We start from the raw sequence: 22,204 nt of genomic DNA, 5'->3' as shown, positions 1-22,204 counted from the left end.
CGAGCCGATGTAGATCCAGCTGCCGGCCGTCATCTGGCCGTACATCATCAGGCCCTTCCTATCGAGCTCGTTGAAGTGCTCCCAGTTGGCCCAGGCCGGCACCAGGTTGGAGTTGGCGATGAGCACGCGCGGGGCGTCCGGGTGGGTCGGGAAGACGCCGACCGGCTTGCCGGACTGCACCAACAGGGTTTCGTCGTCGTTGAGCTCGCGCAGGGAACGCAGGATGGCGTCGAAGCATTCCCAGTTGCGCGCGGCGCGGCCGATGCCACCGTAGACCACCAGCTCGGCCGGGTTCTCCGCCACCTCAGGGTCGAGGTTGTTCTGGATCATCCGGTAGGGCGCCTCGGTGAGCCAGCTCTTGCAGGTGAGCTCGCTGCCGCGCGGGGCGCGGATGGTGCGGGTGGTGTCGATGCGGGTGGGGGCGTTCATGGCCGGTCTCCTTGAGGCAGATGGCCGAGTATAGCCAGCGGGGCTGGGGGTGCTTTCCGGGGTGACGGGCGGCACGGGGTGGCGGGCGGATGCGGCGCTAGACTCGGCCGGCAAGCCGTCGATCGGTCCTGTCAGGAGACGCCCATGTCGCTTCGATCCGCTTTGCCCTGGCTGATGCTGGCCACGCTGGTGCCGGCCGCGTTCGGCGCCGAGCCGCCGCCGATGGAGCCCGCCCTCGCCCACCGCTATTTCGAGGAAGCCGCGCAGCGGTGCCACGCCGATGGCGGGCGGCTGTGGGGCACCTCGCTGTGCGGGCCGATCCTGCTGGTGGCGCCGGCGTCGCGGCGGGTGGTCGCCAACCAGGCCGATGCGCAAGGGCAGCTGCGCGCCGAGGGCGGCGTGTACGTGGGCAAGTTGCCCGGGGACCAGACGATCGCCAACACCGCCCTGGACTGGGCCGGCGTGCACTGGAGCGAGATGCTCTGGCCGCTGCCGGAGCAGGCGCCGGTGCGGCGGACGATGATGGCGCACGAGGCGTTCCACCGGATCCAGGAAAGCCTCGGGCTGCCGGCGGGCGGACGTGACGCTCCGCATCTGGACACGCTGGATGGCCGCTACACCGTGCAACTGGAGTGGCGCGCGCTCGATGCCGCGCTGTCGGCGACAACCGATGCCGCGCGCCGCGCGCATGCGGCCGATGCGCTGGCTTTCCGTGCCGCGCGTTATCAGCGGTTCCCTAAGGCCGAGCAGGCCGAGACCGCGCTCGAGCGCAACGAGGGCCTGGCCGAGTACACCGGCGTGATGGTCGGCAACCGCACGCCGGCCGCGCAGCTGGCGATGGCGCACTGGGACCTGGTGTGGCATCCGAAGAACGATGCGACGTTCGCGCGGTCGTTCGCGTATCCGAGCGGGCCGGCGTACGGGATCCTGCTGGATCGCTACCGGCCGGGGTGGCGCAAGGCGATCGTCGCGGGTGGTTCGCCGGCGCGGATGCTGGCCGATGCGCTGCATGTGGACATGGCGGGCAAGCCGGAGGTGGCCAAGCTGGCGGCGCGCTACGACGGCCCGGCCCTGCTCGCCAGCGAGCGGGCGCGGGCCGAGGCGCGGGCGCGGCAGGCGGCGGCGTACAAGGCGCAGCTGGTGACCGGGCCGGTGCTGAAGCTGCCGCTGAAGCACATGAAGGTGCAGTTCAACCCGAGCAACCTGGTGCCGCTCGGGGAGGTCGGGACGGTTTATCCGACGATGCAGGTGATCGACGACTGGGGGTCGATCGCGGTCGATGGCGGGGCGCTGATGGCCCCGGACTGGACCTTGCTGACGGTGGCGGCGCCGGCCGGGGATGCGGCGTCGGGCAGGCTGCGGGGCAAGGGGTGGACGCTGGAGCTGGCGCCCGGGTGGAAGGTGGTGCCTGGTGGGCGTGGTGGGGAGTGGACGGTTCGGAAGGTGTCGGGGGGTGCGGGTCGGTAGGTGGCGGGCGCGTGGGGGCTGCACGTTTGGGGTCGCCTGTCTCGCAGCCATCCCCCTGTAGGAGCGCACCCGGGCGCGACCGCCAGGGATGTCCTCGCGGCGCGCTGGAAGTTCTGATCGCGCCCAGGTGCGCTTCTGCAGAGAGGCGGGCGCCGTCGCGAGGGGTGGGGATCTTCGCGAGCCCCGGCCCCTGACCCCAGCCCTCTCCCCGGAGGGAGAGGGAGCGGGTTTGGGGCGGTGGTGGGGGGTGTGGCGAGCCCCGGCCCCTCACCCCAGCCCTCTCCCCGGAGGGGAGAGGGAGCGGGTTTGAGGCGGTGACGGGGGATGTGGCGGGGCCCGGCGCTCACCACTTCTCGCTACAGGAGAGCGCGGACTGGCTTTGAGGGTTCAGTCGCCGTGGATGCCGCCGCGGGTGAGTGCGGTGGGGTCGAGGAGTTTCTTCAGTTCCTCCTTCGACAGGCCGGTGGTTTCCAGGGCCACGTCCATGATCGGGCGCTTTTCCTTGTAGGCCTGCTTGGCGGTGGCGGCGCCCTTCTCGTAGCCGATCACCGGGTTGAGCGCGGTGACCAGGATCGGGTTCATGGCCAGCGCCTGGTTGACCCGTTCGCGATTGACCTTGAAGCCGGCGATGGCCTTGTCGGCGAGCAGGCGGGTGACGTTGCCGAGGATGTCGATCGACTGCAGCAGGTTGTAGGCGATCATCGGCAGCATCACGTTGAGCTGGAAGTTGCCGGACTGGCCGCCCAGGGTGATCGCCGCGTCGTTGCCGATCACCTGCGCGGCGACCATGGCGGTCGCTTCGGGGATCACCGGGTTGACCTTGCCGGGCATGATCGAGGAACCGGGCTGCAGTGCGGGCAGTTCGATCTCGGCCAGGCCGGCCAGCGGGCCGGAGTTCATCCAGCGCAGGTCGTTTGCGATCTTCATCAGCGCCACGGCCAACGTCTTGAGCGCGCCGGAGAGTTCGACCGCCGCGTCCTGCGAGGCCATGCCCTCGAAGTAGTTCTCGGCCGACTCGAAGCGCACGCCGGTGAGCGTCTTCAACTCGCGCGCCACCGTGGCGCCGAACTTCGGATCGGCATTGATGCCGGTGCCGACTGCGGTGCCGCCCTGCGGCAGGCGGCGCATGCGCTTGAGGGCATCCTCGATGCGCTCTACGCCTGCGCCGATCTGCGCCGACCAGCCGGAAAGCTCCTGGCCGAAGGTCACCGGCATCGCGTCCATCAGGTGGGTGCGGCCGGTCTTGGGGACGTTCTTCAGTTCGCGGGCGCGCTTGTCGATGGTCTTCTTCAGGTGCTTGAGCGCCGGCAGCAGGCGCTCGCTGGTGGCCAGGGTGGCGCTGACGTGGATCGCCGTGGGGATCACGTCGTTGGAGCTCTGGCCGTAGTTGACGTGGTCGTTGGGGTGCACCTTCGCACCGCCCTGCGCGGCGAGGTGGGCGATCACCTCGTTCGCGTTCATGTTGCTGCTGGTGCCCGAGCCGGTCTGGAACACGTCGATCGGGAACTGTGCATCGTGCCTGCCCTCCGCCACCGCCAGCGCGGCCTTGCGGATGGCCGCGGCCTGGCCCTTCTTCAGGTGGCCGAGCGCCAGGTTGGCGGAGGCCGCGGCGGCCTTGATCAGGCCCAGCGCGCGGATGAAGTCGCGCGGCAGGGCCAGGCCGGAGATCGGGAAGTTGTCGATCGCGCGCTGGGTCTGCGCGCCGTAGAGCGCGTCGGCGGGGACCTTCAATTCGCCCATGCTGTCGTGCTCGGTGCGGAAGTCGGCCATGGCGGGTTCCTGTGCGAAGTGGGTCGACTATAGATGCGCGCCCGTCGGGCCGATGGCAATGACCTGGAGCAGGCCGCGTGCAGGGCGGGTCCCGGGACGACGGGCCTCGCGGGCGAGCAGTGGCCCACGGGTGGGCTCCGACAGGGGGTTGGCGCGGGATGTAAAATGCCGCGTTTCCCCTTGCCGGAACCTGCCCGATGTCCACCCACGCACTTACCGCCCTGTCGCCGCTGGACGGCCGCTACGCCGGCAAGGTCGAGCCGCTGCGCCCGATCTTCAGCGAATTCGGCCTGATGCACCGCCGCGTGCACGTGGAGATCGAATGGCTGCTGGCGCTGGCCGGCGAGCCGGCGATCGCCGAGCTGCCGCCCTTCTCCGGTGGCCAGGTCGACCAGCTGCGCGCCATCGCCAACGACTTCAGCGTGGCCGACGGCGAGCGGGTGAAGGCGATCGAGGCGACCACCAACCACGACGTCAAGGCGATCGAGTACTTCATCAAGGAGCGCATCGGCGCCGATCCGGCGCTGGCCCAGGCCAAGGAGTTCGTGCACTTCGCCTGCACCAGCGAGGACATCAACAACCTGTCCTACGCGCTGATGCTGCGTGATGCACGCGAGGGCGTGCTGCTGCCGATGTTCGATCGCCTCATCGCCCGCCTGCGCGAGCTGGCGCACGCCAACGCCGGCCTGCCGATGCTCTCGCGCACGCACGGCCAGACCGCCTCGCCGAGCACGCTGGGCCAGGAGCTGGCGAACGTGGTGGCGCGCCTGGAGCGCCAGCGCGCGCAGCTGGCGGCGCTGGAGATCCCCGGCAAGATCAATGGCGCGGTGGGCAACTACAACGCCCATGCGATCACCTACCCGGAGCTCGACTGGCGCGTGTTCTCGAAGCGCTTCGTCGAGAGCCTGGGGCTGGACTACAACGCCTACACCACGCAGATCGAGCCGCACGACGGCGTGGCCGAGTACTGCGATGCGGTGCGCCGGGCCAACATCATCCTGATCGACCTGGCGCGCGACATCTGGGGCTACATCTCGCTGGGCTACTTCAGGCAGGCGCTGAAGGCGGGCGAGGTCGGCTCCTCGACCATGCCGCACAAGGTCAACCCGATCGACTTCGAGAACGCCGAGGGCAACTTCGGGCTGGCCAATGCCTTGCTGGGGCACTTCGCCGAGAAACTGCCGATCAGCCGCTGGCAGCGCGATCTCACCGACTCGACCGTGCTGCGTGCGCTGGGAACGGCGTTCGGGCACACGCTGGTGGCGCTGGAATCGCTGCAGAAGGGCTTGGGCAAGCTGACGGTGAATGCCGAGCGCCTCGCGGCCGATCTGGATGCGAGCTGGGAAGTGCTGGCCGAGGCGGTGCAGACGGTGATGCGCCGCTATGGGCTGCCGGAGCCGTACGAGCAGTTGAAGGCGCTGACGCGCGGCCAGGGCATCACGCGGGAGTCGATGCGCAGCTTCATCGAGGGATTGGCGTTGCCGGCCGAGGCGAAGCAGCGGTTGCTGGAGCTGACGCCGGGCGGGTACGTGGGGTTGGCCGAAGGGTTGGCTCGGGACGTCTGATTGTCGGGGGCGGCCCTTCGACTTCGCCTCGCTACGCTCAGAGTGAACGGCCCTTTGGGGTTGGACCATTTTGGCCCGTCTGAGACCGTTCGTCCTTCGACTTCGCTTCGCCACGTTCAGGGGTGAACAGCTCTTGGGGGCACGGATCATTCGGTCCGTATGAAGAACCGTTCGCCCTGAGCGTAGGCCCGCGGGGCCAGTCGCAGGGTTGCCTGTAGCCGTAAGCTCCGCCCGAACCCTCTCCCGCCCTTCGGGCACCCTCTCCCGGAGGGAGAGGGACAAAAAAAAGCCCCTCTCCCATCGGGAGAGGGGTTGGGGTGAGGGTCCGGCTCTTGCCATACGGCTCGGAGAGCACAGGGAAATCGAAGGGCCTCGCCCCTCGACCCGGCTTCCTCAGGCAGCTGCCGTCGCCCGCCGTGCCAGCCCTTCCTCATCCATCACCGCCTGCACCGCCGGCCGCTCGAGCATGCGGTGCTGGAACGCCTGGATCGCCGGGAAGGCGGACAGGTCCAGGTCCACGTGGCGCGCCCAGTTGGTCACGGTGAACAGGTAGGCATCGGCCGCGGTGAACTGGTCGCCGAGCAGCCACGGATGCGTGGCGAGTGCACTTTCGATCAACGCATAGCGCTTGTGCAGGTATTCCTTGCGCTCCTGCCGCGTCGCCTCGGGCGTGTCCGGCTTGAACAGCGGGCTGTAGGACTTGTGGATCTCGGAGTTGATGTAGCCCAGCACTTCCTGCAGGCGGTAGCGGGCCAGCGTGCCGTTCGCCGGCGCCAGGCCCGAGGCGGGCTCGAGGTCGGCCAGGTACTGCACGATCGCCGGGCCTTCGGTCAGCAGCTGGCCGTCGTCCAGTTCCAGCGCGGGCACGTAACCCTTGGGGTTGATCGCCAGGAAGTCGGCACCGTCCTCGGTGCGCTTGGTCTTGCCGTCGACCTTCACCAGCTGGAGGTCGATGCCGGCCTCGCGCGCCACGATGTGCGGGGAAAGCGAGCAGGCACCGGGCATGTAGTAGAGCTTCATGGGTCACTCCTTTGGTGGGGGATGGGATGTCCGTCGAACGTGCCGCGCATCCTAGCCGCACAAAGTTACTGTTGGATACCACCTAACCATGAATTAGTGCCAGAATGTGGTATCCCCACGGTTACCGAGGACACGCCCATGGGCCTGCCACTGCGCAAGAGCAAGGTCGCCGCGCCGCCGCCGGCGTGCCCGCTCACCGAGAGCCTGGCGTTGCTGCGCGGCGCCTGGGCGCCCAACGTGATCTGGTACCTGAGTGCCGAGCCACGGCGCTTCGGCGAACTGCGCCACGACATCCCGCGCATCTCCGCACGCGTACTCAGCGCGCGGCTGCGCGAGCTCGAATCGCGCGGGCTGGTGACGCGGCGGGTACTGGATACCTCGCCGCCGTCGGCCGAATACGCGCTGACGCCGCTGGGACGGGAACTGCTGCCGGCGATCGAGGCGCTGGCGCGCGTGGGGCGCAAGTTGATCGACCAGTGGGAGCTGGGGGCACCCAGCGCCAGGGCGCGGGGACGCCGGGTTGCCTGATGGGGACTGCTTTTGAGCTCGCACTCCAGCTCGAGCTCTGATTCTTCCGCATTCGCGATGCAGCCTCCTCTCCTCTGCGGGTAGAGCGCCCCAACGCCGCGCGCTCCGGCTACCTCTCCCCGGAGGGGAGAGGGTTGGGGTGAGGGGCGGCGCTTGCGGGGATGGCTCGCTCCTGCCGGACGTGCGCTGCCGCTTCCCGCCCGCCCGAACGGTCGGGCGAGCCCCGGCCCCTCACCCTGCCCTCTCCCCGGAGGGGAGAGGGTTCAAGCTCGGATCCCGCGGCATTGCGCTGCAAACTCCCTCTCCCCCTTCCGGGGGAGGATTCAAGCAAGCGCATGCATGGCAGAGCGCGGCCTCGACCTCAGGCCGCCGTGGCCTTTGCGGCAAGCGAGGAGCCTGCGCCTTCCACCTCGTCGGAGCCTTCGTTGACGCCCTCGAACAGGAAGGTCGACAGGTAGCGCTCGCCGGTATCGGGCAGCATCGCCAGCAGGACCGAGCCTTCCGGCGCGTCCTTGGCGGCCTGCAGCGCGGCCGCCAGCGTGGCGCCGGAGGAGAGGCCCACGAAGATGCCTTCCTGCTCGGCGAGCTGGCGCGCGGTGTCGCGGGCGACTGTGTCGTCCACCGGCAGGATCTGGTCGACCACCTTGCGGTTGAGCACGCCCGGGACGAAATCGGGGGTCCAGCCCTGGATCTTGTGCGGCTGCCATTCCTTGCCCGACAGCAGTGCCGCGCCGGCCGGCTCGCTGGCGATGATCTTTACCTCGGGCCGGGCGACCTTGAGCACCTCGCCCACGCCGGTCAGCGTGCCGCCGGTACCCCAGCCGGTGACGAAGTAGTCGAGCCGGCGGCCGGCGAAGTCGCGCAGGATCTCGGCCGCGGTCGTGCTGCGATGGTAGGCGGGGTTGGCCGGGTTCTCGAACTGGCTGGCGAGGAACCAGCCATGGTTCTTCGCCAGCTCCGCGGCCTTCTCGACCATGCCGGTGCCGCGGGCGGCCGCGGGGGTCAGCACGACCTTGCCGCCGTAGGCGCGGATCAGCTTGCGCCGCTCGATCGAGAAGGTTTCGGTCATCACCGCCACGAACGGGTAGCCGCGCGCCGCGCACACCGCGGCCAGCGCCACGCCGGTGTTGCCGGAGGTCGCCTCCACCACGGTCTGGCCGGGCTTGAGCGTGCCGCGGCGCTCGGCGTCCAGGATGATCGCCAGCGCCAGGCGATCCTTCACCGAGCCGGCCGGGTTGAAGGCCTCGACCTTCACGTAGAGTTCGACGTTCCTGGGCGCGAGCCGGTGCAGCTTGACGATCGGCGTATTGCCGATGGTGTCGAGGATGCTGTCGTAGATCATGGGTGCTGACTCCTGGAAGAGTGCCGGCGGACGCGCCGGCGAGATGGTCATGCCTGGTGGAGCGCGGCAAGCACGTCGTCCTGGCGTGCCGGTGGGCGAACGCGGGCCGCCCTGCCCGCCTCGTCGATGTCGTGGACGCCCGCCCCCAGCGTAGGCGCGCCGAACCACGCCAGCGAATCGGCCAGCGCGGCGACCTCGCCGAGTATCAGCAGCGCGGGTGAACGAACCGCATGGGACGCGGCGCGTGCGGCGAGCTGGGCCAGCGTGCCGGTCACCACGCGCTGGTCGGCGCGCGACCCGTTCTCGACCAGCGCGAACGGGGTGGACGCCGCGCGGCCGTGTTCGAGCAGCCGCGCCTGCAGGGTGGCCAGCTCGCCCACGCCCATGTAGACCGCAAGGGTCTGTCTTTCCTGCGCCAGTGCCGCCCAGTCGAGCGTGTCGTGCGAGGCCTGGCAGTGCGCGGTGAGCAGGCGCACGGACTGGGCGTGTTCGCGGTGGGTCAGCGGCACGCCGGCGTAGGCCGCGCAGGCGAGCGCCGCGGTGATGCCGGGCACCACTTCATAGGGGATGCCATGGCCGCGCAGGAACTGAAGCTCCTCGCCACCACGTCCGAACACGAACGGGTCGCCGCCCTTGAGCCGCACCACGCGGCGCCCCGCACGGGCGTGCTCGAGCATGAGTGCGTGGATCTGCGCCTGGGTGGCGTGGTGGCGGCCGGCCTGCTTGCCCACTTCGATGCGCTCGGCGTCGCGCCGCGCGAGCGCCAGCACCTCGGCGCCGACCAGCCGGTCGTGCAGGATCACGTCCGCCTCGTTGAGCGCGCGCAGGGCGCGCAAGGTCAGCAGTCCCGGATCGCCGGGGCCGGCACCGACCAGCACCACCGCACCGGCGGGTGTATCCGCCGACCCGGCCAGGGCCTGCTCGGCCGCGACGCGTGCTTCGGTCTCGCGGCCCTGACGCAACAGCGTCGCCACCGGACCGGCGAACAGCGTCTCGTAGAAGCGTCGCCGCGCGGCCGGCTGCTTGAAGCGCAGGCGGATACGCGGGCGCAGCCGGGCCGCCAACGTGGCGAGCGCACCGAGCGAATGGTCCAGCAGGGTCTCCAATCGTTCTCGCAGCAGGCGCGCCAGCATCGGCGCCTGGCCACCGCTGGAGATGGCGATGGTCAGCGGTGCGCGGTCGATCACCGCGGGCACGTGGAAGCTGGACAGCTGCGCATCGTCCACCACGTTGACGAACAGCCGGCGCAGGCCGGCCAGCTCGGCGATCAGGGCATTGGTGGCCCGATCGGAGGTGGCCGCGACGACCAGCCAGATGCGCTCGAGCCAGGCCTCGCGGAAGGCCTCCGGCCGGTGGGCGACGCGACCCTGCTCCACCCACCGGTGCAGCTGCGGCGTCAGCACTGGCGCATTCACCGTCACCTGCGCGCCGGCCTCGAGCAACGCCGCCACCTTGCGCTCGGCCACGGTGCCGCCGCCGACCACCAGGACGGCGCGGCGCGAGAGGTCGGCAAACAGCGGGTAGAGCTTCAAAGGGAACAGCCTGCAGGATGGAGTCCGACCACGCTAGGCGGGCGCTCCGCAGGCGGCAAATGATTTGGGACGATCGACATATGCCTTCACGGCATGTGAACCGCGGCGCCCGGAACATTTCCTTGACATGATCGCTCACTGGACGTATAGACGTCCAAATGATTTGCGAACGGAAGCCACCGCGTCCCCCTCGCGCTGGCGCTGGCCAGGGGGACGCATCCGGGCGATGTACCGTCATCCGCCCGCGTCCGCCCCTCCCGCCGAACGAATACGGATAACCCGCCATGACCCTGGTCCAACTCCGCTGCCTGGTCGCCATCGCCGACGCCGGGCTCAACATCACCCTGGCGGCCGAACGCGTGCATGCCACCCAACCGGGCCTCAGCAAGCAACTCAAGCAGCTCGAGGACGAACTCGGCTTCAAGCTGTTCGTGCGCAAGGGCAAGAGCCTGGATGCGGTCACCCATGCCGGCCGCCAGGTGCTCGAGCGCGCGCGGGTGATCCTGGCGGAGGCGGCCAACATCCGCTCGATCGCCGCCAACCTGCGCAACGAGGCGCACGGCGAGCTGCGCATCGCCACCACCCATACCCAGGCGCGCTTCGCCCTGCCCGCCTCGATCGCCGCGCTCAACGCCGCCTATCCGCAGGTGAGCGTGCACCTGCAACCGGGCCAGGACGCCGACGTGCTGGCCCAGCTGGAGGCCGGCCGCGTGGACCTGGCGGTGATCAGCACCGCCGGGGCGCCCCCGTCCATCGGCATCGCCCTGCCCGCCTATCGCTGGCATCGGGTGGTTCTGGCGCCGGCCGGCCACGCCCTCGCCCGGCGCGCCCTCCCGCCCACGCTGGCCGAACTCGCCGCCGAGCCGCTGATCAGCTACGACTCCTCGGTCAAGTCGGAATCATCGCTGCGGCGGGCATTCGAGGCGATCGGGCTGGAGCCGCAGATCGCGATGACCGCGGGCGACGCCGACCTCATCAAGACCTACGTGCGCGCGGGCATGGGGGTCGGCGTGCTGGCCGAGATGGCCATGCTGGCCGCCGACGCGGACCTGCACGTGTTGCCGGCCGACCACCTCTTCCCCCAATGCACCACCTGGATCGTGCTGCGGCGGGAGGCGGTGGTGCGGGAGTTCGTGCTGGAGTTCATCGGGCGGTTCGCGCCGCACCTGGATCGACGGGACGTGGCGCGCGCGCTGGCCGGCGACGAGTTACCGGCCGCATGGCCGCAGGCGCCACACTGGCGCGAACGGTCCGTGGCGCTTCCGGATGCCGCCTGACACGCTCTGCTCCCTCTCGCCTCGAGGAGAGGGAGCGAGGCACATCAGGCGATTCGGCAAGCGCGCTTGCGGGCGACGGGGCGCCGGCGGAGTGGCAGCAGGCACCGCGTTCCCGCTCGCCTCCGGGAGGGGCTCGCTGTTGCTTCCTCTCCCCTTCGGGGGGAGGAAGCTGACACGCGCGTTTGCAGATTGTCGGGCGAGCCCCGGCCCCTCACCCCGACCCTATCCCCGGAGGGGAGAGGGAGCTAAGGCGCGGCGCTTTACGACCGCTTGGCTGGATGCCGCTCGCGCAGGATCTCCACCACGTCGGGGAAGGAGAACCAGGCGGGGATTTCCCTGCCCTCGCGCAGGCGCTGCCGCAGCTCGGTGCCGGAGATGTCGCGCACCTCGTCGGTGGGCTCCACTTCGGTGGTGGGAATGTAGGCATCGCGGTTGACCGCGTACACCATCGCCGGGAACGGCACGATCCGGATACCCAGTTCCGCCTGGTGCCGTTCCAGCAACGCCTGGGCTTCGTACGGGCCGTAGAACGGCTTGCCGCTGGCGTCCTTGCCCGGGCCGGCATGGTCGCGTCCGACGATGAAATGGCTGGCGCCGTAGTTCTTGCGGATGATCGCGTGCCACATCGCCTCGCGCGGGCCGCCCATGCGCATGGCCAGCGGCAGCAGCGATAATTTCGCCTGGCCTTCGGGGTAGTGCGAGAGCAGCGCGCGGTAGCAGCGCACGCGGGTGAAGTAGTCGACGTCGTCCGGCTTGGTGCGCCCGACCGAGGGCTGGATCAGCAGCCTGGCGTCGATCTGCTCGGCCGCCCGCAGGGTGAGCTCGCGGTGCGCGCGATGCATCGGGTTGCGTGTCTGGAAGGCGACGATGCGGTTCCAGCCGTTGGTCTCGAACCAGGTGCGCAGGCTGCGCGGCGTATCGCGCAACTCGGCGAAGTCCGGATGCGCGGGCGGCTGCAGGCCACGCACGCGGCCGCCCAGGTAGACCGGGCCGGTGCGGTCGAGCAGCTCGGCCACGCCCGGGTGCGTGCGGTCGCTGGTGCCGAATACGCGCAGGGCCTCGTGCAGGCGATCGGGCCAGTAGATGTCCTGCACCTCGAGCAGCGCCAGCGGCACCCCGCCGGTGTCGCGCAGCACCACCTCGACGCCGTGCGACAGGTCGGCCGAGAAGGCCTCTTCCACGTCCAGGGTGATCGGCATCGGCCACAGCGTGCCATCGGCCAGGCGCATGTCCTGCACCACGGCGTTGTAGTCGCTGCGGCCGAGGAAGCCCTCCAGCGGCGAGAAGGCGCCGGAAAGCAGCAGCTCCAGGTCGCACAACTGGCGCGTGTTGAGCGTCAGCGACGGCAGGCTGCCGATGCGCCCGTCCAGCGCCGCGGCGTCCGCGGGCGGCAGATAGAGCTCCTTGAGTGTGCCGCCGTGCGGGGCAATCAACCGGTCGGCGGCGCCGGTGACGGCAGGGAGGGCAGTCACGCTCATGTCGCTCATCCTCCAGTCGCTGTCCACCCGGAAAGGCTAGTGCATGGCTCAGACGATGTTGTGCAGGCCGCATTCACGCTTGAGGCCGAAGAAGCGGGTGTCGTCCGGGTCCATTCCCGGTTCCCAGCGGTGGCTGGTGTGCACGTCGCCGATCGAGGTGTAGCCCTGGTCCCACAGCGGGTGGTACGGCAGGCCGTGACGCTTGAGGTAGCCGCCCACGTCGCGGTCGGTCCAGTCGGCCAGCGGATGGAACTTCCAGCGGCCGTGGCGGTGCTCGGCAAAGGCGACGCCCGCTCGCGTCCGGGCCTGGCTGCGGCGCAGGCCGGCGAACCAGCCGACCGCCTCCAGCTCCGCCAGGGCGCGCTGCATCGGCTCGACCTTGCGGAGCTGGTTGTAGCGGTCGATGCCTTCCACGCCCTGCTCCCACAGGCGGCCGTGGCGAGCCTCCATCCATGCGGGGCCCAGCGCGGCCCGGTACACCTTCAGGTTGAGCCCGAGCCGGTCGGTGAGTTCGTCCACGAAACGGTAGGTCTCGGGGAACAGGTAGCCGGTGTCGATCAGCACCACCGGGATCGATGGCCGCTGGCGCGTCACCATGTGCAGCGACACCGCCGCCTGGGCGCCAAAGCTGGAGGACAGCACATGCTCGCCGGGCACGTGCTGCAGCGCCCAGGCAACCCGCGCCTCGGCGTCGAGCCGCGAGAGATGGGCATTGATTTCGGCCAGCGCCCGAGGCTCTCCCGTGTTCTGGGAGAGGCGTACCGCGCTCATGCGATCCCCTCCGCCGGAATCTGCCGCGCGGGCCCGAGCACGTCGCTGCGTACCAGGAAATCGCCGAACCCTTCGCCGGGCGAGCGCTCCGCCGCGTAGCGGGCGAACAGCGGTTCGAGCGCGTCCAGGATCGCCGGCTCGTCCACGTTCTCGCGATACGGGCGGTTCAGGCGCTGGCCGGCGAAATCCGCGCCCAGGCGCAGGTCATAGCGCCCGGGCGCGCGGCCGACCAGCGCGATCTCGCCGAGGTAGGGCCGGGAGCAACCGTTCGGGCAGCCGGACAGGCGCAGCAGGATCGGCGCCTCCAGCAAGCCATGCCGCGCCAGCTGCGCCTCGAGCCTGTCCAGGATCGTCGGCAGGTAACGCTCGCTCTCGGCCATCGCCAGGCCGCAGGTCGGCAGCGCCACGCAGGCGATGGCGTGACGGCGTATCGCGCTCTGCCGGCGATAGCCGTCCAGCCCGTGCCCGGCGACGATGGCGTCGATGCGCGCGCGGTCGCCGGCCTCGACGTTGGCCACGATCACGTTCTGGTTGCAGGTCAGGCGGAAGTCGCCGGTGTGCACGCGGGCAAGCTCGCGCATGCCGCTGAGCAGGCGGCGTTCGCCGCGGTCGAGCAAACGGCCGGACTCGATGTGCAGGGTCAGGTGCCAGCGGCCGTCCCCGCCCTGCAGCCAGCCGTAGCGGTCGCCGTTGTGCTCGAAACGGTACGGGCGCGCCGGCTCCAGGGCGAAGCCCAGGCGGCGCTCCAGTTCGGCCTTGAAGGCGTCGGTGCCGCGCCGGTCGAGCGTGTACTTCAGCCTGGCGTGCCTGCGCTCGCCGCGGTCGCCCCAGTCGCGCTGGATGGCGATGATCTGCTCGGCGGCCGCGCGGAGCCGGTCGGGCGTCACGAAGCCGACCACCTCGGCCAGCCGCGGGTACGTCGTGGGGTCGCCGTGGGTGGCGCCCATGCCGCCGCCGATGGCGAGATTGAAACCGGCAAGGCGGCCATCCCCGGCGATGGCGATGAGACCGAGGTCCTGCGCGAACACGTCGATGTCGTTGAGCGGCGGGATCGCCAGGCCGATCTTGAACTTGCGCGGCAGGTAGCTGCGGCCGTAGAGCGGCTCGGGTTCCGGCTCGCCGACCAGCTTCTCGCCATCGAGCCAGAGCTCGTGGTAGGCGGTGGTCCTGGGCGCCAGCTCCTCCGACAGCTTCGCGGCCCAGGCGTAGGCTTCGGCATGTGCCGCCGACTGCATCGGCAGCGGCGTGCTCACCACGTTGCGCAACACGTCGCCGCAGGCGGCGATGGTGCTGGCCATGGCGTGGTTGATCGCCGCGATGGTGGGCTTGAGGTCGTTCTTCAGGATGCCGTGCCACTGGAAGGTCTGGCGCGTGGTGATGCGCAGGCCGCTGCTGGCGTAGTCGCGGGCGAGCCGGTCGAACACCAGCCATTGCGCCGGCGTGACCACGCCACCCGGGAGGCGCGCACGCAGCATGAAGCTGTAGAGCGGCTCCAGCTTCTGTTTGCGGCGCTCCTCGCGCAGGTCGCGGTCGTCCTGCTGGTAGCTGCCGTGGAATTTGAGCAGTTTGGTGTCGGCCTCGCCGATGGCGCCGGTGACAGGATCGGCCAGGCCCTCGGCGATGGAACCGCGCAGCTGGCGGCTGCGCTCCTTGACTAGTTCGAATTCGGAAAGTGCTGGCATGGTCAGTACACGTCGTGGGCGTAGCGGCCCTGGGTAAGGAGATCGGCGAGCCACTCCCTGGCGGTATCGGCGGAATGGCCGCCATGGGCGACGGCGATGTCAAGCAGCGCGGCATGCACGTCCTTCGCCATGTGGCTGGCGTCGCCGCACACATACAGGTGCGCGCCGCCCTCGAGCCAGGCATAGAGCTCCCTGCCCCGTTCGCGCAGGCGGTGCTGCACGTAGGTCTTGTGCGCGCCGTCGCGCGAAAAGGCCAGGTCCAGGCGATGCAGGGCACGGCTCTTCAACGCCTCCTGCCACTCGACCTGGTAGAGGAAGTCGCGGGTGAAATGGCGGTTGCCGAAGAACAGCCAGTTGCGCCCGCGGGCGCCGCTCTCGCGACGGTCCTGCACGAAGGCGCGGAACGGCGCCACGCCCGTGCCCGGGCCGATCATGATGATGTCGCGACGGTCCTCGGCGGGCAGGCGGAAGCGCTCGTTGGGTTCGATGAACACCGGCAAGGAGGCGTCCTCCCCTGTCGCGGCGAGGAAGGCCGAGGCTGCGCCCCAATGGGGCATGCCGAAGGCTTCGTAGGCGACCCGCGCGACCGTGAGGTGGACCTCGTCCTCACCCACTGCGCGCGGGCTGGAGGCGATCGAATACAGGCGCGGCGTGAGCGGGCGCAATGCGGCCACCAACGCCTCCGCCGGCCAGGCGGCACGGTAGCGGCGCAGCAGGTCGATTGGCTGGTGGCTGGCCAGCAGCTGCGCGAACGATGCCGCGTGCTCCTTGCGCAGCACGCGCATCAGGTCCGCGTCGCCGCTGGCGGCCGCGTGCGCGGCGACGAAGGCGCGACTGAGCCGGGTCAGCTCGCGCTCGCGGCCCAGCCATTGCGCGAGCGGCAACGTGCGCCCGTCGTGGGTCACCTCCTGCGTCCCGTCCAGGTGCAGCGCCTGCAGCCATTGCTCGACCAGCGCGGGTGGCTGGGTCGGCCGGATGCCGACGGCGTCGCCGGGCGCGTAGCGCAGGCCGGAGCCTTCCAGCGACAGTTCCAGGTGATGCACGGCGCGTTCGCTCTCACGCGAGACGATCCGCTGGTTGGCCAGCACCGTGGCGGCGAAAGGCTTCTCGCGCGAATACGCGCCCCGCGCCGGTAACGCGTGCACGGTGGCGGCACGGACGACGGGCGGCTCCGCCCTGCCCAACCGCTCGCGGGCCTGCTCCAGGGCCCTGGCCGCCCATGGCACGGCAACCTGGTCGATGTCGACGTCCGCCTCGCCCAGCGGCGCGAGGCGTGTGGCGCCCAGTGCGGCGAGGCGCGCATCGAGCTGCCGGCCGACCTCGCAGAACTGCGGATAGCTCGAGTCGCCCAGACCCAGCACCGCATAGTGCAGTCCCGGCAGCCGGGGCGCGCGCTTGCCGAGGAGGAACTCGACCAGGCCGCGGGCATCGTCCGGCGGCTCGCCGTCGCCCTGGGTGCTGATCACGATCAGCAACTGGGTTTCCCTGGCCAGTTCGCGGTGCGAATAGGCATCCGCGCGGACCAGCCGCACCGGCAGGCCGCCCGACTCGCTGCGACCCGCCAACGCTTCTGCCAGTCGTTTGGCGTTGCCGGTCTGGCTGCCGTAGAGGATGGTCAGCCGCGCGGCCGCGACGTCGGCGGCGGGCGACTCGAGCGGCGCCACACCGCGCTGCACCTGTCCGGCGCGCGCGGCACTCCAGGCAGCCACCCAGTACAGCTGCTCCGGCGCCAGACCATCGGCCAGCCTGGCGAGCAAGGCGGTCTTTTCCGGATCGAGGGTGGCGGGCAAGGGCTCCGGGGCAACCAGGGCATTCACGCTGTCTTGTCCTTTTGGACGTCCAAATGTGGGGCCCGCACATCCTGGGCGTGCCACCCGCGCCAGGGAAAGGACAGCTCGGCATGTGGATATACCCGCCCCTTATTTCCGCGCGTGGGCAGCGCCTCCGATACTCCCGCCACCCTTACGCCCGCGCGCATCGATGACGCCTCCCGTCGAGTTCCTCACCTTCGCCGCTGTCGGCGCCCTCGCCCAACTGGTCGACGGCGCGCTGGGCATGGCCTATGGCGTGGCTTCGGCGGCGCTGCTGCTGGGCCTGGGCGTGCCGCCGGTCACCGCGACCGCGAGCGTGCACCAGGCGGAGGCGTTCACCTGCGGCGCCTCGGGGCTCAGCCACTGGCTTGCGGGCAACGTGCGCTGGCGGCTGTTCTGGATGCTGGCGATCCCGGGCGTGATCGGCGCGGTGGGTGGCGCCGCGGTGGTGGTGCATGTGCCGGCGGAGTGGATGCGGCTGGCGCTGACGCCCTACCTGCTCGGCATGGGCGTATTCCTGCTGGTGCGCGGCTCGGCCGGCCGTGCACCCGGGCCGGATGTTCCGCGCGGGACGCCGGTGCTGGGGCTGGGTGCCGGCTTCGCCGATGCGGTGGCCGGGGGTGGCTGGAGCGCGCTCACCGTCACCACGCTGGTCGCCCGCGGCGCCACGCCGCGGACGGTGATCGGCACGGTGCACCTGGCCAAGTGCGTGGTCAGCATCGCCGCCAGCGCCAGCTTCCTGCTGATGATCGGCCTCAGCCACGGCACCGCCGTGCTCGGGTTGATCGCCGGTGGCGTCGTGGCCGCGCCGGTGGGGGCGATATTCGCCCGACGCATGCCGGCGCGGGTGGCCACGGTGCTGGCGGCCATCGCCGTGCTGGGGCTGGGCCTCAACAATGTGGTGAAGGCGTTCGGCTAGGCACGACGCCGCTGCAGGAGCGACCTGTGCGGACCGGCATGCCTGGCGGTCGCGCCCAGGGGCCCACGCGGCCGATGCCAAGCCGGCACCGCGGCTTACAATGTCCCGATGAACCCACAGCTCCCCATCGAAGTCCGCGGCTCGGCAAGACAGCCGCTGGGCATGTCGCCGGCACAATTCCTGCGCGACTACTGGCAGAAGCGACCGTTGCTGATCCGCCACGCCTTCCCCGACTTCCAGTCGCCGCTGCGACCGGACGACCTGGGAGGCCTGGCCTGCGAGGATGGCGCGCTGTCCCGGCTGATCGTCCACGACGAGGCGCGTGAGCGCTGGTCGGTCAAGACCGGCCCGCTCGACGAAACCGATTTCGCCCGCACGCCCGACCGCAACTGGACCCTGCTGGTGCAGGACGTGGACAAGTGGGATGCCGACGTGGCGCAGTTGCTGGAGCACTTCCGCTTCCTGCCGAGCTGGCGCGTGGACGACGTGATGGTTTCCTACGCCGAACCGGGCGGCGGCGTGGGCGCCCACGTGGACCAGTACGATGTATTCCTGCTGCAGGGGCTGGGCCAGCGGCACTGGGCGATCAGCACGGACCCGGCGGCGCCGAAGGACTTCCGCCCGGACATCGAGCTCAAGCAACTGGCGCAGTTCGAGCCGACCCACGAGTGGCTGCTCGAAGCGGGCGACATGCTCTACCTGCCGCCCGGCGTTCCGCACGATGGCGTCGCCTTTGGTGGCCCGTGCATGACCTTCTCGATCGGCATGCGCGCCCCTTCGCAGGCCGAGCTCACCGGCGACCTCGCCGACTACCTCGCCGAGCGGCTGGACGAGTCGCAGCGCTACACCGATCCGGATCTCGCGCCGGCCCGTTCGATCGGCGAGATCGACACCGCCGCACTGGAACGCCTGCGCGCGACGCTGCCCTTCGCCAGCGCGCTGGACGAGGACACCCTCCGCGACTGGTTCGGCCGCTTCATCACCCGTTACCGCAATGCGCAAACGCCCGCGCCGCCGGCCCGGGCGGCGACCCTGGCCGCCCTGCGCAAGCGCCTGAAAGGCGGCGCGACGCTGCTGCGCCACCCCTGGTCGCGGCTCGCCTGGAGCCGCGGCCGGCGGGGCGCCGTGCTGTTCGCCAACGGCCAGGCCTATACCGCCCCGGTCGAATGGGCCCGGCGGCTGTGTGCCGAACGTTCGCTGACCCTTGACCCAATGCCGGGAGAGGATGCACTGGCGCTGCTGCTTGCCCTGGTCAACGACGGGCACCTGGTGCCGCACAAGGGACGCCGGTGACGGACGCGCCCGCGCCGGATGCGCTGCTGCCGGCGGCCAACGCGGCCGAACTGGCGGTAGCGCGGCAGATTCTGCTGGCCGGGGCGCGCCGGCAGGTGGACATCCGCGTCCCCCGGCTCGACGAGTCGCTCTACGCCAGCCCGGACGAGCTGGCCGAGCTGCGCCGGCTCGCCACCTCCGGCCGTGGCGCGCAGATCCGCCTGCTGCTCAACGATCCGGGCGCCGCGCTGCGCGACGGCCATCGACTGGTCCTGCTGATGCAGCGCCTGCCGAGCGTGATCCAGGTGCGCGTGCCGGTCGATGAGGTCGACCTGGGCAACCCGTCGGCTTTCCTGCTCACCGACAACGGCGGCTATCTGTTCATGCCGGACGCCGAACGCCCGCAGGGCCGCGCCGCACGGCTCGATCGCCCGGGCCTGGCGCCGCTGCGGCAACAGTTCGAGGAGATGTGGGAACGCGCCGAGCGGGCACGCGTGCTGCAGCCGCTGGATCTCTAGGCACGCAGCGCCGAACCTGCCCGTTCGACGGTCGAGGGCGCGGCGGACGGACGCCCGCCCTGCCCTGCCTCTACGTCACTTTCCGGTTCTTGCGACCGATCGCCACGATGATGATGGCAAAGGCCACCAGGCGGATGAGGTAGGCGGCGCTGCTGTCTTCGAAGTAGATGTTGATCGTCGCGATGACGATCTGTGCCAGGCCCATCAGGCCGAAGGCGAGCGAAAAGGCCAGGAACAGCGTATCGCCGGTGCGCCGCCAGAAGCGCAGGAAGAACAGGCCCGCGATGAACAGGCCCAGGGTGACCGCGCCGGCGAGGAAATACATCAGCATGTCATTCCCCCGCGTCCCAGATGAAACCGAACAGCAACGTCGCAACGGCCGCGAGCGAAACCAGGATGCGCGGCAGGGCCAGATCGACCCTGTTCGGCAGCACCACCAGGTCCAGCACCAGCAGCAGGTTGTTGATGGCGAGCAGCGAGAAACACATCGCGCTCCAGAACAGGAGCTTGGTGCGCGTGCGGTGGAAGCTGCGCCCCAGCATCACCGCGCAGATGGTGCTGGTGAAGAAGCACAGGAGATAGACGGCCGGCGCAAAGATATGGGACACGCGCTAGTCCTTTCGAAAACGGAATGCGTCAGCGAAGGCGACCAGGTTATCGGACCGGGATCGCATGATCAGGCGCAACACGGCATCGGGCGAGCGCACGTACAGTGTCTGCGACGCCACGACCAATTCGTGAAGGTCTTCGGAGGCTGGCCCATAGCGGACCAGATCGTCGCTCTCGCGCACGATCAGGCCGGCGGCGTGGAGCGATTCCACGGCCTGGCTCACGACCAGTTCGCTGGCCCGCAGCGCATCGACCAGTTCCGGGGAGGACCAGCAGCGCGCGGGATCGCGCAGCAGCAGGAACAGCAGTTCCATCGACCAGATGGACCGGAATGTCGACCGCAGGAAACCGGCTACATCCTTCTCCAATGGCATTCCGAAGTTCGCCCCCTTGTCTGGCGGATCATGCGGGCCCCCGTTCCCCCCAAAAGCCGATCCCAAGCGGAGCGACCTGCTGCAGATTGCCGCCCGCATTCTATGGACTCTTTCCCGCGAAGCCAACCCGGCGCCATGCTATGGTCGCGATGCCGGAAGGCGGAAAGGCAACCGGGGGGATGCCTGGGGAACGTCGGACCTGGATGGCGTGGCTTCGGCCCGCGCCGTCGGCCCCTGCGCCGGTCCGGCGGGCACCACGCCGCCGGCTGTTTGAAGCATGGGTTCAGCGTGGAAGGTGCACCCTCATCGGCTCGCCCCTCGATATGCCGGGTGCCAGCCGTATCCATGACTCGACCCTGGACAGGACGCGCTGTCACCACAGGAGACTCATGTGAGCGCCGAAATTTGCCTCGAATCGCTGGACCGCCCCCAGCTCATCGCCGCGCTTCGCAGCCTGCGCAGCGGCGATTTCAGCGTGCGCCTGCCCGAAAGCGGCCCCGGCGCCGACGTCGAGGTGGCGCGCCTGTTCAATGAAGTGGTCGGGTTCAACCGGCAACTCACCGAGGAACTGGAACGCCTGTCGATCGTGGTCGGCAAGGAAGGCCGGATCAACCAGCGTGGCCGCGTCAAGGCGGCCACCGGTGGCTGGGAGAGTGCGATCCGCTCGGTCAACGAACTGATCGAAGACATGGTGCAGCCCACCGCCGAGGTGGCGCGCGTGATCGGCGCGGTGGCCAAGGGCGACCTGTCGCAGACGATGACGGTGGAAATCGACGGCCGCCCGCTGCGCGGCGAGTTCCTGCGCATCGGCAAGGTGGTGAACACCATGGTGGCGCAGCTCGCCTCGTTCGCCTCCGAGGTGACCCGCGTGGCGCGCGAGGTGGGTACCGAGGGCAAGCTCGGCGGCCAGGCGACCGTGAAGGGCGTGGCCGGCACCTGGAAGGACCTGACCGACAACGTCAACGCGATGGCCACCAACCTCACCGGGCAGGTGCGCAACATCGCCGAGGTGACCACCGCGGTGGCCTCCGGCGACCTCTCCAAGAAGATCACCGTGGAGGTCAAGGGCGAGATCCTCGAGCTCAAGAACACCATCAACACGATGGTGGACCAGCTCAACTCCTTCGCCTCGGAAGTGACCCGCGTGGCGCGCGAGGTGGGTACCGAGGGCAAGCTCGGCGGCCAGGCACAGGTGCCCGGCGTGGCCGGCACCTGGAAGGACCTCACCGACAACGTGAACCTGATGGCCGACAACCTCACCGGCCAGGTGCGCAACATCGCCGAGGTGACCACCGCGGTGGCCTCGGGCGACCTATCCAAGAAGATCACGGTGGAGGTCAAGGGCGAGATCCTCGAGCTCAAGAACACCATCAACGTGATGGTGGACCAGCTGAACGCGTTCGCCTCCGAGGTGACCCGCGTGGCGCGCGAGGTGGGTACCGAGGGCAAGCTCGGTGGCCAGGCACAGGTGCCCGGCGTCGCCGGCACCTGGAAGGACCTCACCGACAACGTGAACCTGATGGCCGACAACCTCACCGGCCAGGTGCGCAACATCGCGGAAGTGACCACGGCGGTGGCCACCGGCGACTTGTCCAAGAAGATCACGGTGGAGGTCAAGGGCGAGATCCTCGAACTGAAGAACACCATCAACGTGATGGTGGACCAGTTGAACGGCTTCGCCTCGGAGGTGACGCGCGTGGCGCGCGAGGTCGGCACCGAGGGCAAGCTCGGCGGCCAGGCGACCGTGAAGGGCGTCGCCGGCACCTGGAAGGACCTGACCGACAACGTCAACGCGATGGCGACCAACCTCACCGGCCAGGTGCGCAACATAGCCGAGGTG

Annotated in this window: 19 protein-coding genes and 1 pseudogene; 8 read left to right on the top strand and 12 right to left on the bottom strand. The window is 69.9% G+C overall.

Annotation, left to right across the window (positions count from 1 at the left end; all coding sequences use genetic code 11):
• Window positions 1–429, bottom strand: a pseudogene (locus VFH59_RS17350) (urocanate hydratase); the annotation flags it as partial.
• A gap of 144 nt (window positions 430–573) precedes the next feature.
• Here VFH59_RS17350 and VFH59_RS17345 point away from each other — a divergent pair.
• On the top strand, window positions 574–1,896 hold the full coding sequence (locus tag VFH59_RS17345) for a hypothetical protein (protein WP_325166175.1): 1,323 nt from the start codon (window positions 574–576) through the stop codon (window positions 1,894–1,896).
• Window positions 1,897–2,283: 387 nt separating this feature from the next.
• Here the strand turns inward: VFH59_RS17345 and VFH59_RS17340 are convergent, their stop codons facing one another.
• Complete coding sequence (locus VFH59_RS17340; protein ID WP_325166174.1) at window positions 2,284–3,666, bottom strand: class II fumarate hydratase; 1,383 nt, start codon at window positions 3,664–3,666, stop codon at window positions 2,284–2,286.
• A 197-nt stretch (window positions 3,667–3,863) separates the two neighbouring features.
• Here VFH59_RS17340 and purB point away from each other — a divergent pair, with 197 nt between their 5' ends.
• Complete coding sequence (gene purB, locus VFH59_RS17335; protein ID WP_325166173.1) at window positions 3,864–5,231, top strand: adenylosuccinate lyase; 1,368 nt, start codon at window positions 3,864–3,866, stop codon at window positions 5,229–5,231.
• Between the two features lie 393 nt (window positions 5,232–5,624).
• Here the strand turns inward: purB and gstA are convergent, their stop codons facing one another.
• Window positions 5,625–6,251 carry a glutathione transferase GstA gene (gene gstA / locus VFH59_RS17330; RefSeq protein ID WP_325166172.1) on the bottom strand — a complete coding sequence of 209 codons (627 nt, stop codon included), beginning with the start codon at window positions 6,249–6,251 and terminating at the stop codon, window positions 5,625–5,627.
• A gap of 138 nt (window positions 6,252–6,389) precedes the next feature.
• On the opposite strand from gstA, the gene VFH59_RS17325 reads away from it, so the two are divergent.
• Window positions 6,390–6,779, top strand: a complete 390-nt coding sequence (locus VFH59_RS17325; RefSeq protein ID WP_325166171.1) for a helix-turn-helix domain-containing protein — start codon at window positions 6,390–6,392, stop codon at window positions 6,777–6,779.
• Between the two features lie 361 nt (window positions 6,780–7,140).
• Here VFH59_RS17325 and cysK read toward each other — a convergent pair whose 3' ends face one another.
• Both cysK and cysG read right to left on the bottom strand, forming a co-directional pair.
• Window positions 7,141–8,121, bottom strand: coding sequence for a cysteine synthase A (cysK, locus tag VFH59_RS17320; RefSeq protein WP_325166170.1), 981 nt, complete (start codon window positions 8,119–8,121; stop codon window positions 7,141–7,143).
• A gap of 47 nt (window positions 8,122–8,168) precedes the next feature.
• Complete coding sequence (gene cysG / locus VFH59_RS17315) at window positions 8,169–9,653, bottom strand: siroheme synthase CysG (RefSeq protein WP_325166169.1); 1,485 nt, start codon at window positions 9,651–9,653, stop codon at window positions 8,169–8,171.
• 284 nt (window positions 9,654–9,937) lie between these two features.
• Here cysG and VFH59_RS17310 point away from each other — a divergent pair, with 284 nt between their 5' ends.
• Complete coding sequence (locus tag VFH59_RS17310; RefSeq protein WP_325166168.1) at window positions 9,938–10,930, top strand: LysR substrate-binding domain-containing protein; 993 nt, start codon at window positions 9,938–9,940, stop codon at window positions 10,928–10,930.
• A gap of 260 nt (window positions 10,931–11,190) precedes the next feature.
• Here the strand turns inward: VFH59_RS17310 and sat are convergent, their stop codons facing one another.
• From sat to VFH59_RS17290, 4 genes are read right to left on the bottom strand one after another with little or no spacing between them, the layout of a single operon-like run.
• Window positions 11,191–12,408 (bottom strand): sulfate adenylyltransferase, encoded by a 1,218-nt coding sequence (gene sat, locus VFH59_RS17305; protein WP_325166167.1) that lies wholly within the window; start codon window positions 12,406–12,408, stop codon window positions 11,191–11,193.
• A 48-nt stretch (window positions 12,409–12,456) separates the two neighbouring features.
• The gene (locus VFH59_RS17300; protein WP_325166166.1) at window positions 12,457–13,179 is read right to left on the bottom strand and encodes a phosphoadenylyl-sulfate reductase; all 723 of its coding nucleotides are present in this window, start codon (window positions 13,177–13,179) and stop codon (window positions 12,457–12,459) included.
• Window positions 13,176–14,861 (bottom strand): assimilatory sulfite reductase (NADPH) hemoprotein subunit, encoded by a 1,686-nt coding sequence (gene cysI / locus VFH59_RS17295; RefSeq protein WP_325166165.1) that lies wholly within the window; start codon window positions 14,859–14,861, stop codon window positions 13,176–13,178. Before cysI ends, VFH59_RS17300 begins: the two co-directional genes overlap by 4 nt.
• A gap of 2 nt (window positions 14,862–14,863) precedes the next feature.
• Complete coding sequence (locus VFH59_RS17290) at window positions 14,864–16,678, bottom strand: assimilatory sulfite reductase (NADPH) flavoprotein subunit (protein WP_414655911.1); 1,815 nt, start codon at window positions 16,676–16,678, stop codon at window positions 14,864–14,866.
• Between the two features lie 163 nt (window positions 16,679–16,841).
• Here VFH59_RS17290 and VFH59_RS17285 point away from each other — a divergent pair, with 163 nt between their 5' ends.
• The 3 genes from VFH59_RS17285 to VFH59_RS17275 all read left to right on the top strand — a co-directional run bounded on the left by VFH59_RS17285 (window position 16,842) and on the right by VFH59_RS17275 (window position 19,381).
• Window positions 16,842–17,591, top strand: coding sequence for a sulfite exporter TauE/SafE family protein (locus VFH59_RS17285; protein ID WP_325166164.1), 750 nt, complete (start codon window positions 16,842–16,844; stop codon window positions 17,589–17,591).
• Window positions 17,592–17,699: 108 nt separating this feature from the next.
• Window positions 17,700–18,884: a cupin domain-containing protein gene (locus tag VFH59_RS17280; protein WP_325166163.1), complete on the top strand. Its 1,185-nt coding sequence runs from the start codon at window positions 17,700–17,702 to the stop codon at window positions 18,882–18,884.
• Window positions 18,881–19,381, top strand: coding sequence for a hypothetical protein (locus VFH59_RS17275; protein WP_325166162.1), 501 nt, complete (start codon window positions 18,881–18,883; stop codon window positions 19,379–19,381). The genes VFH59_RS17280 and VFH59_RS17275 overlap by 4 nt, the downstream gene beginning before the upstream one ends.
• A gap of 70 nt (window positions 19,382–19,451) precedes the next feature.
• Here VFH59_RS17275 and VFH59_RS17270 read toward each other — a convergent pair whose 3' ends face one another.
• The 3 genes from VFH59_RS17270 to VFH59_RS17260 are packed head-to-tail and all read right to left on the bottom strand — an operon-like array spanning window position 19,452 to window position 20,304.
• On the bottom strand, window positions 19,452–19,712 hold the full coding sequence (locus VFH59_RS17270) for a DUF5985 family protein (RefSeq protein WP_325166161.1): 261 nt from the start codon (window positions 19,710–19,712) through the stop codon (window positions 19,452–19,454).
• Between the two features lies 1 nt (window position 19,713).
• Window positions 19,714–19,989, bottom strand: a complete 276-nt coding sequence (locus tag VFH59_RS17265; protein ID WP_325166160.1) for a DUF5985 family protein — start codon at window positions 19,987–19,989, stop codon at window positions 19,714–19,716.
• A 3-nt stretch (window positions 19,990–19,992) separates the two neighbouring features.
• Complete coding sequence (locus VFH59_RS17260; RefSeq protein ID WP_325166159.1) at window positions 19,993–20,304, bottom strand: hypothetical protein; 312 nt, start codon at window positions 20,302–20,304, stop codon at window positions 19,993–19,995.
• Window positions 20,305–20,755: 451 nt separating this feature from the next.
• Here VFH59_RS17260 and VFH59_RS17255 point away from each other — a divergent pair.
• On the top strand, window positions 20,756–22,204 hold a 1,449-nt coding region (locus tag VFH59_RS17255; RefSeq protein WP_325166158.1), incomplete at its 3' end, for a HAMP domain-containing protein.

It is taken from the genome of Frateuria sp. (assembly GCF_035695185.1).
Classification (GTDB): Bacteria; Pseudomonadota; Gammaproteobacteria; order Xanthomonadales; family Rhodanobacteraceae; genus Frateuria_A.
This window is presented reverse-complemented; position numbering and strand designations above follow the sequence as displayed.

Excerpts from the sequence above, each read along its gene's own strand:
- cysK (WP_325166170.1), bottom strand. The coding sequence starts at position 8,121 with ATGATCTACGACAGCATCCTCGACACCATCGGCAATACGCCGATCGTC.
- gstA (WP_325166172.1), bottom strand. The coding sequence starts at position 6,251 with ATGAAGCTCTACTACATGCCCGGTGCCTGCTCGCTTTCCCCGCACATC.
- VFH59_RS17345 (WP_325166175.1), top strand. The coding sequence starts at position 574 with ATGTCGCTTCGATCCGCTTTGCCCTGGCTGATGCTGGCCACGCTGGTG.
- cysI (WP_325166165.1), bottom strand. The coding sequence starts at position 14,861 with ATGCCAGCACTTTCCGAATTCGAACTAGTCAAGGAGCGCAGCCGCCAG.
- VFH59_RS17310 (WP_325166168.1), top strand. The coding sequence starts at position 9,938 with ATGACCCTGGTCCAACTCCGCTGCCTGGTCGCCATCGCCGACGCCGGG.
- sat (WP_325166167.1), bottom strand. The coding sequence starts at position 12,408 with ATGAGCGTGACTGCCCTCCCTGCCGTCACCGGCGCCGCCGACCGGTTG.
- VFH59_RS17260 (WP_325166159.1), bottom strand. The coding sequence starts at position 20,304 with ATGGAACTGCTGTTCCTGCTGCTGCGCGATCCCGCGCGCTGCTGGTCC.
- VFH59_RS17270 (WP_325166161.1), bottom strand. The coding sequence starts at position 19,712 with ATGCTGATGTATTTCCTCGCCGGCGCGGTCACCCTGGGCCTGTTCATC.
- VFH59_RS17280 (WP_325166163.1), top strand. The coding sequence starts at position 17,700 with ATGAACCCACAGCTCCCCATCGAAGTCCGCGGCTCGGCAAGACAGCCG.
- VFH59_RS17300 (WP_325166166.1), bottom strand. The coding sequence starts at position 13,179 with ATGAGCGCGGTACGCCTCTCCCAGAACACGGGAGAGCCTCGGGCGCTG.
- VFH59_RS17340 (WP_325166174.1), bottom strand. The coding sequence starts at position 3,666 with ATGGCCGACTTCCGCACCGAGCACGACAGCATGGGCGAATTGAAGGTC.
- VFH59_RS17285 (WP_325166164.1), top strand. The coding sequence starts at position 16,842 with ATGACGCCTCCCGTCGAGTTCCTCACCTTCGCCGCTGTCGGCGCCCTC.
- VFH59_RS17325 (WP_325166171.1), top strand. The coding sequence starts at position 6,390 with ATGGGCCTGCCACTGCGCAAGAGCAAGGTCGCCGCGCCGCCGCCGGCG.
- purB (WP_325166173.1), top strand. The coding sequence starts at position 3,864 with ATGTCCACCCACGCACTTACCGCCCTGTCGCCGCTGGACGGCCGCTAC.